Source organism: Spirosoma endbachense, from assembly GCF_010233585.1.
In the GTDB taxonomy this organism is placed as follows: domain Bacteria; phylum Bacteroidota; class Bacteroidia; order Cytophagales; family Spirosomataceae; genus Spirosoma; species Spirosoma endbachense.
The window spans coordinates 9466819-9482375 of the sequence record NZ_CP045997.1; the positions used below are offsets into that span (position 1 = coordinate 9466819).

Annotated in this window: 13 protein-coding genes; 12 read left to right on the plus strand and 1 reads right to left on the minus strand. The window is 50.1% G+C overall.

Annotation, left to right across the window (positions count from 1 at the left end):
* Window positions 1-2 precede the first annotated feature (2 nt).
* From pcaDC to GJR95_RS38120, 12 genes are all read left to right on the plus strand, one after another.
* The gene (pcaDC, locus tag GJR95_RS43000; RefSeq protein WP_162390842.1) at window positions 3-1193 is read left to right on the plus strand and encodes a bifunctional 3-oxoadipate enol-lactonase/4-carboxymuconolactone decarboxylase PcaDC; all 1191 of its coding nucleotides are present in this window, start codon (window positions 3-5) and stop codon (window positions 1191-1193) included.
* Window positions 1190-2422, plus strand: coding sequence for a 4-hydroxybenzoate 3-monooxygenase (locus GJR95_RS38070; protein ID WP_162390843.1), 1233 nt, complete (start codon window positions 1190-1192; stop codon window positions 2420-2422). The genes pcaDC and GJR95_RS38070 overlap by 4 nt, the downstream gene beginning before the upstream one ends.
* Window positions 2423-2478: 56 nt before the next feature.
* Window positions 2479-3834, plus strand: a complete 1356-nt coding sequence (locus tag GJR95_RS38075) for a 3-oxoacid CoA-transferase (protein ID WP_162390844.1) — start codon at window positions 2479-2481, stop codon at window positions 3832-3834.
* 96 nt (window positions 3835-3930) lie between these two features.
* Window positions 3931-5139 carry a 3-oxoadipyl-CoA thiolase gene (gene pcaF / locus GJR95_RS38080; protein WP_162390845.1) on the plus strand — a complete coding sequence of 403 codons (1209 nt, stop codon included), beginning with the start codon at window positions 3931-3933 and terminating at the stop codon, window positions 5137-5139.
* 186 nt (window positions 5140-5325) lie between these two features.
* Window positions 5326-6435 (plus strand): 5-methyltetrahydropteroyltriglutamate--homocysteine S-methyltransferase, encoded by a 1110-nt coding sequence (locus tag GJR95_RS38085; RefSeq protein ID WP_162390846.1) that lies wholly within the window; start codon window positions 5326-5328, stop codon window positions 6433-6435.
* Between the two features lie 110 nt (window positions 6436-6545).
* Window positions 6546-7844 carry an MFS transporter gene (locus GJR95_RS38090; protein WP_162390847.1) on the plus strand — a complete coding sequence of 433 codons (1299 nt, stop codon included), beginning with the start codon at window positions 6546-6548 and terminating at the stop codon, window positions 7842-7844.
* 84 nt (window positions 7845-7928) lie between these two features.
* A complete protein-coding gene (locus GJR95_RS38095; RefSeq protein ID WP_162390848.1) occupies window positions 7929-8489 on the plus strand; it encodes a DUF3237 domain-containing protein in 561 nt (186 codons plus the stop codon).
* 15 nt (window positions 8490-8504) lie between these two features.
* Window positions 8505-9836, plus strand: a complete 1332-nt coding sequence (locus GJR95_RS38100) for a spinster family MFS transporter (RefSeq protein ID WP_162390849.1) — start codon at window positions 8505-8507, stop codon at window positions 9834-9836.
* Window positions 9814-10584: a crotonase/enoyl-CoA hydratase family protein gene (locus GJR95_RS38105; protein WP_162390850.1), complete on the plus strand. Its 771-nt coding sequence runs from the start codon at window positions 9814-9816 to the stop codon at window positions 10582-10584. The genes GJR95_RS38100 and GJR95_RS38105 overlap by 23 nt, the downstream gene beginning before the upstream one ends.
* A complete protein-coding gene (locus GJR95_RS38110; RefSeq protein ID WP_162390851.1) occupies window positions 10581-12422 on the plus strand; it encodes a feruloyl-CoA synthase in 1842 nt (613 codons plus the stop codon). Before GJR95_RS38105 ends, GJR95_RS38110 begins: the two co-directional genes overlap by 4 nt.
* The gene (locus tag GJR95_RS38115; protein ID WP_162390852.1) at window positions 12415-13563 is read left to right on the plus strand and encodes an alpha/beta hydrolase; all 1149 of its coding nucleotides are present in this window, start codon (window positions 12415-12417) and stop codon (window positions 13561-13563) included. Before GJR95_RS38110 ends, GJR95_RS38115 begins: the two co-directional genes overlap by 8 nt.
* A gap of 21 nt (window positions 13564-13584) precedes the next feature.
* Entirely contained in the window at window positions 13585-14481 is an 897-nt protein-coding gene (locus GJR95_RS38120) for an amidohydrolase family protein (RefSeq protein ID WP_162390853.1), read from the plus strand.
* Between the two features lie 218 nt (window positions 14482-14699).
* Here GJR95_RS38120 and GJR95_RS38125 read toward each other — a convergent pair whose 3' ends face one another.
* Window positions 14700-14903: a transposase gene (locus tag GJR95_RS38125; RefSeq protein ID WP_162390854.1), complete on the minus strand. Its 204-nt coding sequence runs from the start codon at window positions 14901-14903 to the stop codon at window positions 14700-14702.
* Between the last annotated feature and the right edge of the window lie 654 nt (window positions 14904-15557).

Here is a 15557-nt window from a genome sequence, read left to right on the forward strand (position 1 = left end):
CAATGGCCGAACTCGTTATAAACGGAACCCCGATGCATTACCAGTTCGACGGCCTTGAGCAAGGGCCGGTTGTGCTGTTTTCCAATTCATTAGGCGCTGATCTGACAATGTGGGATGGCGTAGCGGATAAACTGCGTGCCCATTTCCGAATGCTGCGCTATGACACACGCGGACATGGGCAGACGCCCGCTTTGGCAAGCCCCATTAGTATGGCTGATTTGGGTCAGGATGTGATTGGATTGCTCGATGCGCTGAAGATTCAAACCATTTATTTCTGTGGATTGTCGATGGGTGGTTTGATTGGGCAATGGCTGGCGATCCATCATCCAGAACGTATTAGCAAACTGGTTCTCAGTAATACAGCCGCTAAAATCGGCACGTCTACTACGTGGAATGAACGCATAGAAACAGTTAGCCAGCAAGGTCTTTCGTCCATTGTTGATGCCGTATTAAGCCGTTGGCTGACACCGGAATTTCGGCATGCAAATCCAGATACACTAACTCGGTTATTAGCTACGTTTCGGGCAAATACAGACGCGGGCTACCTCGCCTGTTGCGCGGCCATTCGGGATACTGATTTACGGGATGACATTCATCGCATCACTGCGCCAACGCTTATCATTGCGGGTACTCATGACCCGGTGACGACCGTTGCAGATGGCCAGCTTATACAGAAAAAAATTACTGATGCTCAGTTAGTTGAACTGGCAGCCGCGCACCTATCGGCTGTTGAAGTGGCTGATGCATTTGCTCAGGCACTTCAAGAGTTTTTACCTAAACCTATTGCGGAACAAAAGTGTCTGGAATGGATGCTTTCAGATCGCGCTACGTATGATGCCGGTATGGCTGTCCGTCGGGACGTGTTGGGCAGTGCCCACGTCGACCGGGCTAACGCGGGTATTACGGATTTTAATGCTGATTTTCAGGATTTCATTACTCGCTATGCCTGGGGCGAAATCTGGACCCGACCTGGTTTGTCACGCCATTCCAGAAGCCTCATTACGTTAGGGATGCTGATTGCGCTAAACCGCGAAGCGGAATTCAAAATGCACGTGCGGGCAGCCTTCAACAACGGCGTAACTGTGGATGAAATCAAGGAAGTGATCATGCATTCAGCGCTGTATTGTGGCCTGCCAGCCGCCAATGCTGCTTTTCATGCTGCGAGCGAAATTCTAAATGAACAACGACTATGAACCACCACACGCAGGTAGGGATCATTGGGGCTGGACCAGCAGGCCTGTTGTTGTCGCAACTGTTGCATCAGGAGGGCATTCGTTCGGTTGTACTGGAAAACAGAACAAGGGAGCGTGTTGAGAGTCGGCAACGGGCAGGGTTACTTGAACAGAATACCGTTGACCGGCTTCAACAGGCCGGTGCCAGCGACCGACTTGACCGGGAAGGACTTGTTCATGATGGAGTTATCCTTAGTTACAATGGGCAGCGTCACCGAATTGATCTAGCTCAACTGACCGATGGCTCTCGGGTGACCATCTACGCCCAAACCGAAGTGGTGAAAGACCTGATACGACTGCGATTGGACGCAGATAGCCAGCAAAATTCCACCCAACGGAGTACCGCCCAATCTATTTTGTTTGAAGCTGAAGCGAAACGCATCGACGGATTGGAGACTCCTGCGCCGACAATTCATTATACTCAAAACGGCGAAAAGCATACGCTCACCTGCGATTTTGTGGCGGGTTGCGACGGTTTTCATGGTATTAGCCGTGCGTCGATCCCCAGCGAACTGACTAAAGTTTACGACAAAGTTTATCCATACTGCTGGTTGGGCATTCTGGCGAAGGTGCCCCCTTCGACTCATGAGTTAATCTACGCCTACCACGAGCGGGGATTTGCTCTGCATAGCATGCGTTCATCGGAAATTTCCCGATTGTATGTGCAGTGCAACGTAGCGGATAGATTGGAAGACTGGCCCGACGAGCGCATTTGGTCCGAACTCCAGATTCGACTGGGGTCTACGGGATGGGTGTTGGCTGAAGGGCCGATTCTGGAAAAAACCATTACTCCTATGCGGAGCTTCGTGAGTGAGCCCATGCAGCACGGGCGGCTTTTTCTGGCAGGTGATTCGGCGCATATCGTTCCCCCAACGGGTGCCAAAGGGCTTAATATGGCCGTGGCCGATACCGGTCATCTTTTCGATGCGCTAATGACCTGGTATCGCGAGGGTAGTCGTGCTGATTTAGACACCTACACCGAAGGCTGTATGCGCCGGGTGTGGCGGGTGCAGGAGTTTTCTAACTTCATGACCGAGTTACTGCATCATAATCCTGAAAGAACGCCTTTCGATGCTCACTTACAGGCATCCCGATTTAATCAATTAATCACGAGCCAAGCTGCTTCGGCGTTGGTTGCTGAAAACTACGTGGGCCTCGCGGCCAAACAATCCGCCGAAGCTACGACGTAAATCAACCTACCCGAAAGACTAAAACGGTCGGGTAGTTCTAACGGAATGAGTACGCTATGAAAACAGTACCACAACTTACCGTAGCTGACGCTGCGGCTTTGGTGAACGAAGGAGATACCCTGCTGCAGGGCGGATTTGGGATGACAGGTAACCCTGTTCATTTGATGCACGCGCTTGCAGAAACCGGAATCAAAGACCTCACCTTTATCGGCAATAACGTCGGCGAAACAGGTATTGGTGGGGGGCGCTTGCTCCGAAATGGTCAAATCAAAAAGATGATCGGCTCGTTTTTTACCTCGAATCCAGATGCTGTGAAAGCGGCTCAAAGTGGCCAGGTGGACTATGAACTATTACCACAGGGAACGCTGGCTGAAGCCATTCGGGCTGGTGGAGCTGGTATCGGGGGGTTTTATACACCTACATCGGCAGGAACCCCATTGGCCCAGGGTCGTGAAACCAAACTCATCGATGGCATTGAGCACGTATTCATCAAAAGTATCCGGGGCAATGTCGCTTTTGTGCGGGCCTGGCGGGCCGATACGGCAGGGAATCTACAATACCGCATGACCGAAAATAATTTCAATAAGGCTATGGCGACGGCTGCCGATTTAGTCATTGCTGAGGTAGAAGAAATCGTACCAGTGGGCCAGATTGCACCAGAAGAGGTGCATACGCCCGGTTGTTTCGTCGATTATCTGGTGCAGGCGACTCTGACACTGGAGGATTTAGGTAGTTCAGCTTCGGTTTCGACCTCCAAAAAAGTCGATGAGGTTCGGATGAATATGGCCCGACGGGCATTGGTCGAATTAAAAAAAGGCGATGTGGTCAACCTGGGCATTGGCATCCCGACGCTGATTGCTGACCTGATTACTGACGAGCATGGCATCATTCTGCATACTGAAAACGGCATGCTGGGCGTCGGGCCAGGTCCGGCCGATGGGGGCGGAGCCATGGATTACCCCGTCAACGCGGGAAAAATTCCGGTTACTGCTCTGAAAGGAAGCAGTTATTTCGACAGCGCCGATTCATTTGCGATGATTCGGGGTGGGCATATCGACGTAGCGATTATGGGTGGTCTGGAAGTGGACGAAACCGCCAACTTAGCCAATTGGGCTGTTCCGGGAAAACCGTTATTGGGTGTTGGTGGAGCGATGGATTTGGCGAAGGGTGCGAAACGGTTGATTATCACCATGACCCACGTGAACCCGGATGGTTCGCCTAAGCTAGTTCAGCAGTGTACACTCCCGCTGACGGCAATGGGCGTGGTGGATATGGTCATCACCGATTTGGCCGTCTTTGCCTTTCCCGCGGGTAAACTAACCCTATTGGAACTGATGCCCGGTGCTACCCTGGACGACGTACGAGCTAAAACAAGCGCGACATTTTTAATGAGTGAAAGAATGAAAGAGTGAGGTCCGGCATTCCGGCTGACGCATCAGCAGTTCTCTCGCACCTGCCACTCTTTCGCACTTTCATTCTTTCACTCATTAAAAATCTTTCTTTCAATCATGAACGAAGCCTATATTATTGACGCCATCCGCACCCCGATTGGCAATTTCGGGGGTAGTCTTTCAACCGTACGGGCGGATGATTTGGCGGCACTGCCTATTAAAGAGTTGCTGAAACGAAATCCGAATCTGCCTGCCGATGCTATTGACGATGTTATACTGGGGTGTCATAATCAGGCAGGGGAAGATAATCGGAACGTAGCCCGCATGGCGCTTTTGCTGGCCGGGTTGCCTTATACTGTGCCAGGCGAAACGGTCAATCGGTTGTGTTCATCGGGAATGTCGGCGGTGATTCATGCCAATCGAGCCATTAAGGCGGGCGATGGCGATGTATTCATTGCTGGTGGGATGGAACACATGACACGGGGGCCGTGGGTGATCTCTAAAACATCGAAACCATTTGGAAACGATGCCCAGATGTTCGATTCCAGTTTCGGCTGGCGCTTCATCAATCCTAAAATGCAGGCTATGTACGGGGTTGATGCCATGGGTATAACGGCCGAGAATCTGGCCGAAATCTACCACATCAGCCGCGAAGATCAGGACTTGTTTGCCTATCACTCCCAGCAAAAAGCGACCAAAGCGCAGCAATCGGGCCGACTTGCCGAGGAGATTGTAGCCGTCGAAATTCCGGTAAAGAAAGGAGAGCCTATTGTCTTCAGAACCGACGAATTCGTTAAGCCCAACACGGCACTAGCGGTGCTGGCTACCCTGAAACCGGCTTTCAAAAAAGAGGGGGGCGTAACGGCGGGTAACTCTGCTGGTTTGAACGACGGAGCAGCAGCCATGATCGTCGCTTCGCAAGAGGGAGTAAATCGCTATCAATTAACGCCTAAAGCCCGGATTGTCGCTTCTGCCGTAGTTGGCGTTGAGCCGCGTATTATGGGAATTGGTCCAGTTCCCGCAACGAAGAAAGTCCTGCAAAAAGCCGGATTACAGCTGGATGATATCGATGTTATTGAACTGAACGAAGCCTTTGCGGCCCAGTCGCTGGCCTGCATTCGGGAACTGGGAATGGCCGACAACGACCCGCGCGTCAATCCGAATGGGGGAGCCATTGCCCTGGGGCATCCACTAGGCATGTCGGGGACGCGGCTGGTGCAAACCGCTGTGCTCGAATTGCAACGGCAGAACAAACGCTATGCACTGGCGACCATGTGTGTGGGCGTAGGTATGGGCTACGCGATTGTGCTTGAGCGGGCGAATTAATGAATTGAATGTATCGACTATATACACTTTACCCTTACAATAGCCCGCTGATTTTTATGATGAATATGATTTAGATATGATTTTAACCGGGAAGCCGAATTGACCTATCAACATTCTGGTAGAAGCATACCTGTTCTTAACAATCATAAAAATCAGCGGGCTATTATAACCTTACATAAAACCTAAATGAAAACTCCTCCGTTTCGTGCCGACCATGTGGGCAGTTTACTGCGCACTCCCGAAGTGAAAGAAAATCGCCTGAAATGGAAAAAAGGTGAGATTACTGCCGATGAATTACGGGCCATTGAAGATAAAGCAATTGCGGAAACTGTCCGAAAGCTCGAATCTACCGGCATGCGATCAATTACCGATGGAGAATTCCGTCGGGATTATTTCCACCTCGATTTTCTGAAAGAACTCGCGGGCGTTTCCGTTACGGGGGGTATTGATGCGAACCCGAATGCCAAAGTTGCCGAGGATAATTTTAAACCCCCGGTGTTGAGCGTAACGGGCAAACTAAAACACGTCAATGATATACAGGTGACAGACTTTAATTACCTGAAATCCGTCGTGACGCAAACCCCCAAAGTATCGATTCCGTCGCCCACAATGATTCACTTTCGGGGTGGACGTAAATCCATCGACATTGAATCGTACCCCGATATGGACGAGTTTTTTCATGATCTGTCGGTCGCCTATCGCGAAGAAATTGCTCACCTATATCAGGCTGGGTTGCGTTATCTGCAACTGGACGATACCAACCTGGCTTACCTGTGCGACCCAAAGATGCGGGCTGCGGCTGTCGAGCGGGGCGAAGATCCGAATGAATTGCCCAGAACCTATGCGGCTCTGATTAACTCGGTCATCGACGATCGACCCGATGATTTGACCGTAGGCATTCACTTATGCCGGGGGAACTACCGCAGCACCTGGTTTGCCGAGGGCGGGTATGAACCTGTAGCGGAGGTACTTTTCAATGAAATTAACGTCGATGCCTATTTCCTGGAATATGACGACGAGCGCTCGGGCGATTTTGCTCCGTTACGTTTCGTTCCGAAGAATAAGCAGGTGGTGCTGGGAATCATTTCGTCGAAAGTTCGGACCTTGGAAGACATCGACGATTTAGCCAAACGTATCGACGAAGCGGCTCAATACATGCCATTAGACAACCTGTCTGTCAGTCCGCAATGCGGATTTTCGTCCACTCATCACGGCAATGATTTAACCCACGATGACCAATGGCGGAAACTGGAACTGGTAACGAACACTGCTATTAAAGTCTGGGGTACACCCTGATTTTTGTTGATTAGTTAATTGGTTGATTAGTAGATTACTAATCAACCAATTAACTAATCAACAAATGGATAAATAATCCGTACCTGATCTTCCCTAACCGTATCGAATCAATGGAAGTGAGTCCAAGAACCCTGCTTGACAAACAATCGCTAACGGGACTTCAATATGCCATCGTATTTATCTGCTGGCTGATGAACATGCTCGATGGTATGGATGTGATGGTGATTTCCTATGCGGCACCCGCCATTGCCAAAGCCTGGCAGGTGAGCCCCGAAGCTTTAGGGATCGTATTCAGCTCAGGCCTGTTCGGTATGACCTTTGGGGCTTTGTTTTTAGCCCCTTTTGCCGATACGATTGGACGAAAATCCATGATTCTGCTTAGTGCTGCTATCATGGGTATCAGCATTTATCTAACATCTCAGGCAAGTTCCATTGGCTTCTTAATCGCGTTTCGGTTTCTGAGTGGGATCGGTATTGGCAGTATGCTGGCCAGTACGGCGGCTCTGGTGGCTGAATATACGCCCGATAAAACGAAAGATTTCTGGGTGAGTGTTGTTATTGGCGGTTATCCGGTTGGCGCGGTTCTGTCGGGTCTGGTCGCGGCCCGAGTCATTCCAGTATCGGGCTGGCAAACTATGTTTCAACTGGCTGGTATGGCAACCCTTGTCGCTCTCCCCATTATCTATTTCTTTCTGACTGAATCGCTGGAGTTTTACCTGAAATCGCAGCCCCCAAATGCGCTGGCGAAAGCGAATCTGATTTTAGCCAGAATGCAACGTAACACGATCACATCATTGCCGACTAAGCCTGTTCGACGGCAGGGAATTCCCCTAACATCCATTCTGGCTGATGAATACAAAATTCCAACGATTCAGCTATGGGTTGCTTTATTTCTATCGTTTGCTACGTTGTATTTCCTCACGAGCTGGATTCCTAAGCTGGCTTCCAGTGCGGGGTTATCGATTGAATTAGCCATTTATGCCGGGACGGTTTTCAATGTCGGTGCCTTTTTCGGTATTGTCACCCAGGGCTATTTTTCCAGTCGGATTGGTCTCAAAAAAACAATCGGTATCTTCCTGATTATGACGGGTTTGCTCATGGCCACTTTCAGCCTATTTAAAGGGTCATCGGTCCTGCTTCTGGTGTTCGGACTGCTCGGTTTTGGTATTCAGGGCGGTTTTGTCGGCCTATATGCCGTTGCCGCCCGAATGTACCCCACCGAGTTTCGAACAACGGGCGTTGGCTGGGCAATCGGGATGGGGCGATTGGGTGGTATTATTGGCCCGGCTGTGGGCGGAGTCCTCATCGGAATGGGGCTTTCGATGGGCACTAATTTTTTGATCTATGCACTGCCGACCATTCTGGCGGGTATTATGACCCTGTATGTGTCGTCTCCGAAAATTCGGTGACCCTGCTACGTTTAACTGGTATTAATGAGTCGACTTTACCCCTATTATTTTGTCTTTTTGTTATGTTTTAGCTGAAGCCATTCAATGAGAAAATCTGTCCTGTATTGTATCGGACTAGTTGTCTGCCTACTTGTTTGCCAGCCGTCGATTCCGGTTTGGGCACAGCAAGAGTCGGCATCTGCCGTTCCGCAGGCTCCCCAATTGGAGTTTGTTTGTGAACTACATGTAAAGATTGCTCCAGCCTTAGTGGTGGGCGAAACGCCACATGGTACACGACGTATCATCCCTATAACGGGCGGAACCTTCAGCGGTCCCAACATGAAGGGAACCATTGTCAATGGCGGGGCTGATTGGCAGATTCTCCGAAAAGATGGAACGACGGAACTCAGCGCACTGTACACACTCCAAACGGACGATGGCGTCCTGATTTACGTCAACAATAAAGGCATTCGGACGGCAACTCCTGAGGTGGCCAAGCGAATTGCCAACGGCGAAAAAGTAAGCCCTTCCGACTACTATTTCCGGGCCGCTCCCACCTTTGAAACCCCACCGGGCAAATATGAATGGCTTACCCAAACGCTGTTTATCTCGAAAGGCATTCGTGACCCGGATGGCGTGATTATTCAAGTCTGGAAAATACATTAACCAGTCATTCCGTGTATGACTCCGCAACCTACTCCCCGCTACGCCTGGTACGCCATCTTTATCCTGACACTCGCTAATATTTCGTCGTTCATCGATCGACAGATTCTGAGTTTGTTAGTCAAGCCTATCAAACGGGATTTGCATCTGAGTGATACCGAAATGAGTCTGTTAATGGGACTCAGTTTTGCCATTTTTTACACACTTTTTGGGGTAATTATTGGCCGGTTAGCTGACCGTAAAAGTCGCCGTAATATTATCATCGGCGGAATTGCCGTCTGGAGTTTAATGACGGCTTTTTGCGGAGGTGTTCGCACGTACACCCAATTTTTCCTGGCCCGCATGGGTGTAGGAGTGGGTGAGGCCACATTATCCCCATCGGCTTACTCGCTGATTGCCGATTTATTTCCCAAAAACCGGTTAGCGACCGCACTTAGCGTATTCTCGCTGGGCATTTTCCTGGGTTCGGGTCTCGCCATGCTAATCGGATCAGGTATTGTGGCGAAACTTCCCACCGAGGGCCTGGTGAACATACCCGTTTTTGGTACAATCTTTCCATGGCAGTTGATATTTCTCTACGTTGGCTTGCCTGGATTAGTGGTTGCTATTCTGCTGTTTACGATCAAAGAGCCGGTTCGTACTAACACGCTTCAGAAAGGTGGCGAAATTGTTACGTTATCTTTGGGCGAAGCATTAGCCATTGTGTTCAGGCACCCCAAAGCATACCTGCTTATCTGTTTTGCAACGGCCTTTGGTGCTTTAATCAATTATGGCTGTAACGCCTGGATACCGACGTTCGTAGCCCGTACCTATGGTTGGGAGGTGTCTCGTGCTGGCGCTTTTTATGGATTAGTACTGGTTGCCTCTTCGGTGTCAGGAGCACTTTTTGGGGGTTGGTATGCGGATAAACTCGTTAAACGAGGCATCACGGATGGCCGGTTACGGGTGGGTTTATTATCGGGCGTGTTATGCCTGATTTCGTGTGGGCTACCACTGTTACCCAAAGCCGAATGGGCATTGCTGGCTGTTTTTGTGCCCAATTTTGCTTTAGCGGCCCCATTTGGTGCCATTACGGCGGCTGTTCAGGAAATCATGCCAAACCAGGTGCGGGCCTTAGCCTCGTCAATATTCCTGTTTATACTCAACCTGATTGGTATTAGCTTAGGTCCAACGTCGGTCGCCCTGTTCACCGATTATATTTTCAAAGACGAGAGTGCCATTCGGTACTCCCTGGTGCTGCTTTATCTGATCGGAGGCTTATGCTTGCTGGTCCTAACCTATCTGGCCCTGAAACCTTACCGGAATGCCGTTGCCACCCAAAGAACGCATGAAAAATTACCTACATACTGAAATTCAGGACAACATCCTTCTTGTCAAGCTCAATCGGCCCGAGAAACGCAATGCGATCAACGACGAGTTGATTCTGGGCATTGAGGAGGTATTTGCGAACATACCCGCGGAGATAGGCTGTGCCATTATCTACGGCGAAGGCAAGCATTTCAGTGCCGGTCTCGACTTATCTTCACTGACCGAACGCGATGCGGTACAGGGGCTGCATCATTCCCGGATGTGGCATCGGGCACTGGACCGGGTTCAGTTTGGTACAGTTCCTGTAATTGCCGTTTTGCACGGGGCCTGCGTAGGGGGTGGACTCGAATTAGCCAGTGCCTGCCACATTCGGGTGGCCGAAACGTCAACCTTTTATGCCTTACCCGAAGGACAGCGCGGCATTTTTGTCGGTGGAGGAGCTTCCGTTCGTGTGCCTAAACTGATTGGGCTGGCCCGCATGACGGACATGATGCTGACGGGACGTGTCTATCCTGCTGATGAAGGCATGGCAATTGGACTGTCGCAGTACGTTGTTGAGGAAGGGGCCGGATTAGCCAAGGGGATTGAATTAGCGAAGAAGGTGGCTTCAAACGCTGGTATGACTAATTATGCCCTAATGCATATTCTACCCAGAATAGTGGATTCGGGTCAGGATCAGGGCCTGATGATGGAATCGCTTACGGCGGCCATTGCCCAGGACGCGCCCGAAGCGAAGGCAAGATTGCGGGAATTTCTAGATGGAAAAGCCAAAAAAGTCGGAGAAGCATGACAACCCTCGACCTCAAACAAACCCCCTTTCGGCCCGTTCGGTTTGGACCCGTCAGCATTGAAAAAATCACTCGTCCCGATGGAATACTCCTGCTGCGCTCAACGGAAACGCTGGCTCCTCACCCAATGCGTATGACCGAACGGCTGCCGCATTGGGCTTCTACGACGCCCCATCGGGTGTTTTTGGGTCAGCGGGATAGCGACGGCAACTGGCGAACGATCAGCTTCGCTCAGACCTTCGCTTTGGTCCGGCAACTGGCCCAGGGATTACTCGATTTGGGGCTAACAGGCGAAACACCCATTGCGATTCTCTCGGAAAACAGCATCGAACACGGTCTAATGGCCTTAGCAGCTCTGCACGTTGGGATTCCGTACTCGGCCATTAGTCCGGCCTATTCGCTACGTTCGACTGATTTTGCTAAATTGAGATACACCCTTGAGCTACTGGCACCGAAACTTATTTTCGTATCAAACGGCCAGCAGTACGAAAAAGCGCTAAAAGCCTGCGCCGGAACAGCCTATGTTGTATACGTGCTCCAGGCACCAGATGACATAAACGCCCTTGCTTTCGATACGTTGCTGGATACGTTACCCACGGATGCGGTTGAAGAGGCTTTTGCGGCTATTAAGCCCGAAACAGTAGCCAAAATTCTGTTTACGTCCGGCACATCAGGCTTTCCCAAAGGCGTTATCAATACACACGGGATGGTTTGTACCAACTGGCAGCAAATCACACAGACGTTTCCATTTTTGACCGATGACGATCTGACGATTATAGACTGGCTCCCCTGGAATCATACGTTTGGCGGGAATCATAACTTTGGGCTCATGCTCTTCAATGGCGGTTCGCTCTATATTGATGAAGGAACGCCCACGCCCAAAGGCATCGCCATCACCGTTGCCAATCTGCGCGACATTGCCCCAACCTTATACTTCAATGTACCCAAAGGGTTCGAAGAACTGATTCCGTATTTTCGGCGTGATAAAGCGCTATGCGAGCACTTTTTCAGCCGGTTGAAACTTCTGTTTTATGCCGGTGCCGGGATGGCCCAGCACGTTTGGGATGCTTTTGAAGAACTAGCCTACGAGACGACTGGCGAGCGGGTTGTCATCGCAACGGGGTTGGGTTGCACGGAGTCGAGTCCGTCGGCTTTGTTTGCTACCAAAGCCGGTAGTTTTGCTGGCATGCTGGGCGTACCTATACCGGGCCTTGACCTAAAATTAGTGCCGAATGGTGGCAAATTAGAAGCCCGCTACCGCGGAGCCAACATTACACCTGGCTACTGGCGGCAACCCGACGTAACGGCCAGTGCTTTTGACGATGAAGGGTTTTATTGCACTGGGGACGCCCTCAAATTCGTTGACCCCAACGACCCTAACGAGGGCGTGGTATTTGACGGGCGCATTGCTGAAGACTTTAAACTCGACACCGGCACTTGGGTAAGTGTAGGAAATCTGCGCACCAAACTCATCACGATTGGCAATGGATTGATTCAGGATGTGGTCATTACGGGCCACGACCGGGCCTTTGTCGGCGCCATCGTGATTCCTAATATTGAGTATTGCTGTCAATTGAGTGGCTATCCTGCCAATGTTCCGCTACCGGAACTGGTTGCTCATGAATCCGTATCCAGGGCGCTGTCAGAGGTGCTCAATAGGCTGAAAAACGAGGAGGGCGGTAGCTCGACTCTGATCAAAAAAGCCGTTTTTGCTGATTTTACGTTATCGGTAGACGGGGGTGAACTCACTGACAAAGGCTCCATTAACCAAAGGGCCTTTCTGGCTAATCATCCGGAAATTGTTGACGAGCTATATAAAACTAGACAGACCCATGACTAAGCGCATCGCTCAACGTTTCCTTCTTTTCGCGAGCCTACTAAGCAGCGTTTCGGCTCTGGCACAGTCAACGGTTCCCTCGATTGATTCGGGGAGTATCAATGGCGCACGCTACCAAATCGCTTTCCCGAAGGGCTGGACAACAGCGCCAGTCAAACGATTGGTGATGTTCGCGCATGGCTATGAGTTTGTGGGGGCTCCTGCTCAGAGTCGTAGTAACCGATGGCTGAATACTGTACAGCCTTTTTTAGAACGGGGCTTTGCCGTGGCCGCTTCCGACTATCGAAAACAGGGGTTTGCCCTGCCAGAAGGCGTTGATGATACCGAAGCCTTACGCGCGTTTTTTGTCAAAAAATATGGTCAGCCCGACACAACGATTGTGGTTGGTCAGTCGATGGGCGGTGGCGTGGCACTGGCTACGCTCGAAAATTTCGGACACTATTATCAGGGCGGTTTGCCAATGTGCCCATTATCGAGTCGTCCCTATCTTCAGTGCCGCAAGGAGTTTGATATGTACGCTACGTTCAATGGGTTGTTTCCGGGCGTTGTTACGTCCCTTGCCGAAATTTTCGATGTCTCAAAACCGTATCAGGCCCAGTCGGCTAATACCATGCAGGCCAAAGCAACGGCGATCAGGAAGGCCATTTTTGCGAAAGACTCGCTGTTGGCCATAGCCTTTGCCAAACGGTTCGATCTGAAAATGGATGACTTGCCATTCTCCCTGTTTTTTAATGAAAATGTGCTGCGAGACATCGCCCAACAAGCAAAAGGCAACCCCTTCGATAACACCAACACCTTATACAGTGGCTTCCCAAATGATCTGGTGGTGAATCAGAAAGCCGAACGACTGGCGGCAACGGTAAGCCCAGATGTTCTTTTCGGGAAATATGACCGTACGGGCAACATCAATCGTCCCGTTGTTCTGCTACACACAGTTTATGACCAACTTATTCCTCCGCAATACGGCGTAATGAATTTTGAAAATATGATCCATAAGCAGGGGAAAGATGCGCTGTTTGTGGTGAAGTATACCAATGGGCAGGGGCATTGTCAGTTCAAACCCCAACAAGTTGCCACGGCCTTCGACGCCCTGCGCCAGTGGATAGCAACCGGCCAGAAAGCGAAGGCGGGTTTGATTGACTAATCTAGTAAAATACCGAACACTATGGATGCAACTACCCCTCTCAAATCGGGCTTGAACCTTGAAGCCCTGGTCGCTATCGACGTGCATACACATGCCGAAGTTTCATGCAAACAACCTCACGACGATTACCGGCCCGAATTCGATATTGCCTTTGCCAGGTATTTTAAGTCGACCCACCGGCCTACCATTCAGGAAACGATCACCTATTACCGGGAGCAGAATATGGCGTTTATCATGTTCACGATTGACTCGGAACATGAAACGGGTAAACGTCGAATTCCGAATGAAGAAGTTGCCGAAGCCGCGCTCGAAAACCCCGATGTCATGATTGCCTTCGCCAGCATCGATCCTCATAAAGGTCGGATGGGCGCTCGCGAAGCCAAACGGCTGATTGAGGAATTTGGCGTGAAAGGATTTAAGTTTCACCCTACGGTACAGGGTTTTTACCCCAATGATCGGATGGCCTACCACCTCTATGAAGTGATTGCGGCCGCTGGATTGCCCATGTTATTCCATTCGGGCCATTCTGGTTTCGGTTCGGGTGTGCGTGGCGGTGGTGGTTTGCGCTTAGAGTATTCAAACCCCATCCACCTGGACGACGTAGCGATTGACTTCCCTGATTCACCGATCATCATTGCGCATCCGTCCTGGCCCTGGCAGGACGAAGCTCTGTCGGTGTGTATGCATAAGCCCAATGTGTACATTGACCTGTCGGGCTGGTCGCCGAAGTATTTTCCACCCCAACTGGTACAGTATGCCAACACGCAACTCAAACACAAGATGTTGTTCGGGACAGATTTTCCGTTAATTACACCTGAGAGGTGGTTAAAAGATTTTGAGGTAGCCGGATTCAAAGACGAAGTGAAGCCGCTAATTCTGAAGGAGAATGCGATTAAGATGCTGGGTTTGACCGTTTAAAAACAACTGAAACACCTTAGCGATAAAATTCGACTGAGGGTAAAAAGAGTAAAATTCTTACGGATATTGGCTTCTCATCACCTGTAATGTGTTTGACGAGGGCAGAAATATGAAGATAGTTATCCTTCCCCGCTGTATGAATCATAGTGATCTGAGGTGGTCCGGTTTAGCGGCACACTGAATCTGTCAGATTTGTATAATACTCGATTTCAAATTGTTCAGGGCTCTGGTAGCCCAGCGACGACCGGGCTGCCGGCACAGTGCTTTCTCACCCGGTTATAATAGACCTCAATGTTGTCGAAGAGTTTGGTTTTTGCATCTTCCACATTCAGAAATACTCCGCCTTCAGGCGACTGCTTCGGCAGTCCGATCCACAACGATTCGGAAAAGGCATTGTCGTAGGGATCGTCGGCGCGGCTCATGCTGGGTGGTTATTTGGGACTAATTGACCACCTGATTCCGCTAGCGGTAGATCAGGTGATTTCGGCATAGACTGACCACTTTATTTTTCTTTTTATCAGCCAGTTACCTTCATTTCCTCTATGATAAAGAGGTGACCACCGTGGCGCGGTCAATTGGCAACGGAATCGGATGGTCTGTGGCAGCGAAATCTCCAACATGGGTCTGATCGATAAAAAATGTTTCCCTCGGCTATCCAGGTCACCAACCGCTTCCACATACAACAACTCGCCCTGGAGGCTGGTTTAGGGCCATTTTGGGGAGCAAATTGAAAAATGTTTTATAATTGTTTTATAACGAAAAACAAAAATCCCTGTCAATCAATCTGTTGACAGGGTTTTCCTAACCTAACCTATGAGATGAGAAAATAACGTTGCTGTGGCTAGCCATCAGCTACGATACAAAGATAACGTATGCACCAGAATGTATTTGAGAGCAAAAACCCTGTTTTTGCATAGAGTAATGTAAATAGGCAGAAGCCCGTAATTTACTACGTAGAAATACCTGATTAAGCTCGTATAGGGCCGTATAATACACAAACCGCCAGCGTTTGATTGATAAGCCCGGCGTTTAGTGATAGTTTTCGGCAATTATTTTCTTCTTTATTTGATATTAGT

Bases quoted from the DNA above. Each gene is read 5' to 3' on its own strand.
- pcaDC (WP_162390842.1), top strand. From the start codon at position 3: ATGGCCGAACTCGTTATAAACGGAACCCCGATGCATTACCAGTTCGAC.
- GJR95_RS38070 (WP_162390843.1), top strand. From the start codon at position 1,190: ATGAACCACCACACGCAGGTAGGGATCATTGGGGCTGGACCAGCAGGC.
- GJR95_RS38075 (WP_162390844.1), top strand. From the start codon at position 2,479: ATGAAAACAGTACCACAACTTACCGTAGCTGACGCTGCGGCTTTGGTG.
- pcaF (WP_162390845.1), top strand. From the start codon at position 3,931: ATGAACGAAGCCTATATTATTGACGCCATCCGCACCCCGATTGGCAAT.
- GJR95_RS38085 (WP_162390846.1), top strand. From the start codon at position 5,326: ATGAAAACTCCTCCGTTTCGTGCCGACCATGTGGGCAGTTTACTGCGC.
- GJR95_RS38090 (WP_162390847.1), top strand. From the start codon at position 6,546: ATGGAAGTGAGTCCAAGAACCCTGCTTGACAAACAATCGCTAACGGGA.
- GJR95_RS38095 (WP_162390848.1), top strand. From the start codon at position 7,929: ATGAGAAAATCTGTCCTGTATTGTATCGGACTAGTTGTCTGCCTACTT.
- GJR95_RS38100 (WP_162390849.1), top strand. From the start codon at position 8,505: ATGACTCCGCAACCTACTCCCCGCTACGCCTGGTACGCCATCTTTATC.
- GJR95_RS38105 (WP_162390850.1), top strand. From the start codon at position 9,814: ATGAAAAATTACCTACATACTGAAATTCAGGACAACATCCTTCTTGTC.
- GJR95_RS38110 (WP_162390851.1), top strand. From the start codon at position 10,581: ATGACAACCCTCGACCTCAAACAAACCCCCTTTCGGCCCGTTCGGTTT.
- GJR95_RS38115 (WP_162390852.1), top strand. From the start codon at position 12,415: ATGACTAAGCGCATCGCTCAACGTTTCCTTCTTTTCGCGAGCCTACTA.
- GJR95_RS38120 (WP_162390853.1), top strand. From the start codon at position 13,585: ATGGATGCAACTACCCCTCTCAAATCGGGCTTGAACCTTGAAGCCCTG.
- GJR95_RS38125 (WP_162390854.1), bottom strand. From the start codon at position 14,903: ATGAGCCGCGCCGACGATCCCTACGACAATGCCTTTTCCGAATCGTTG.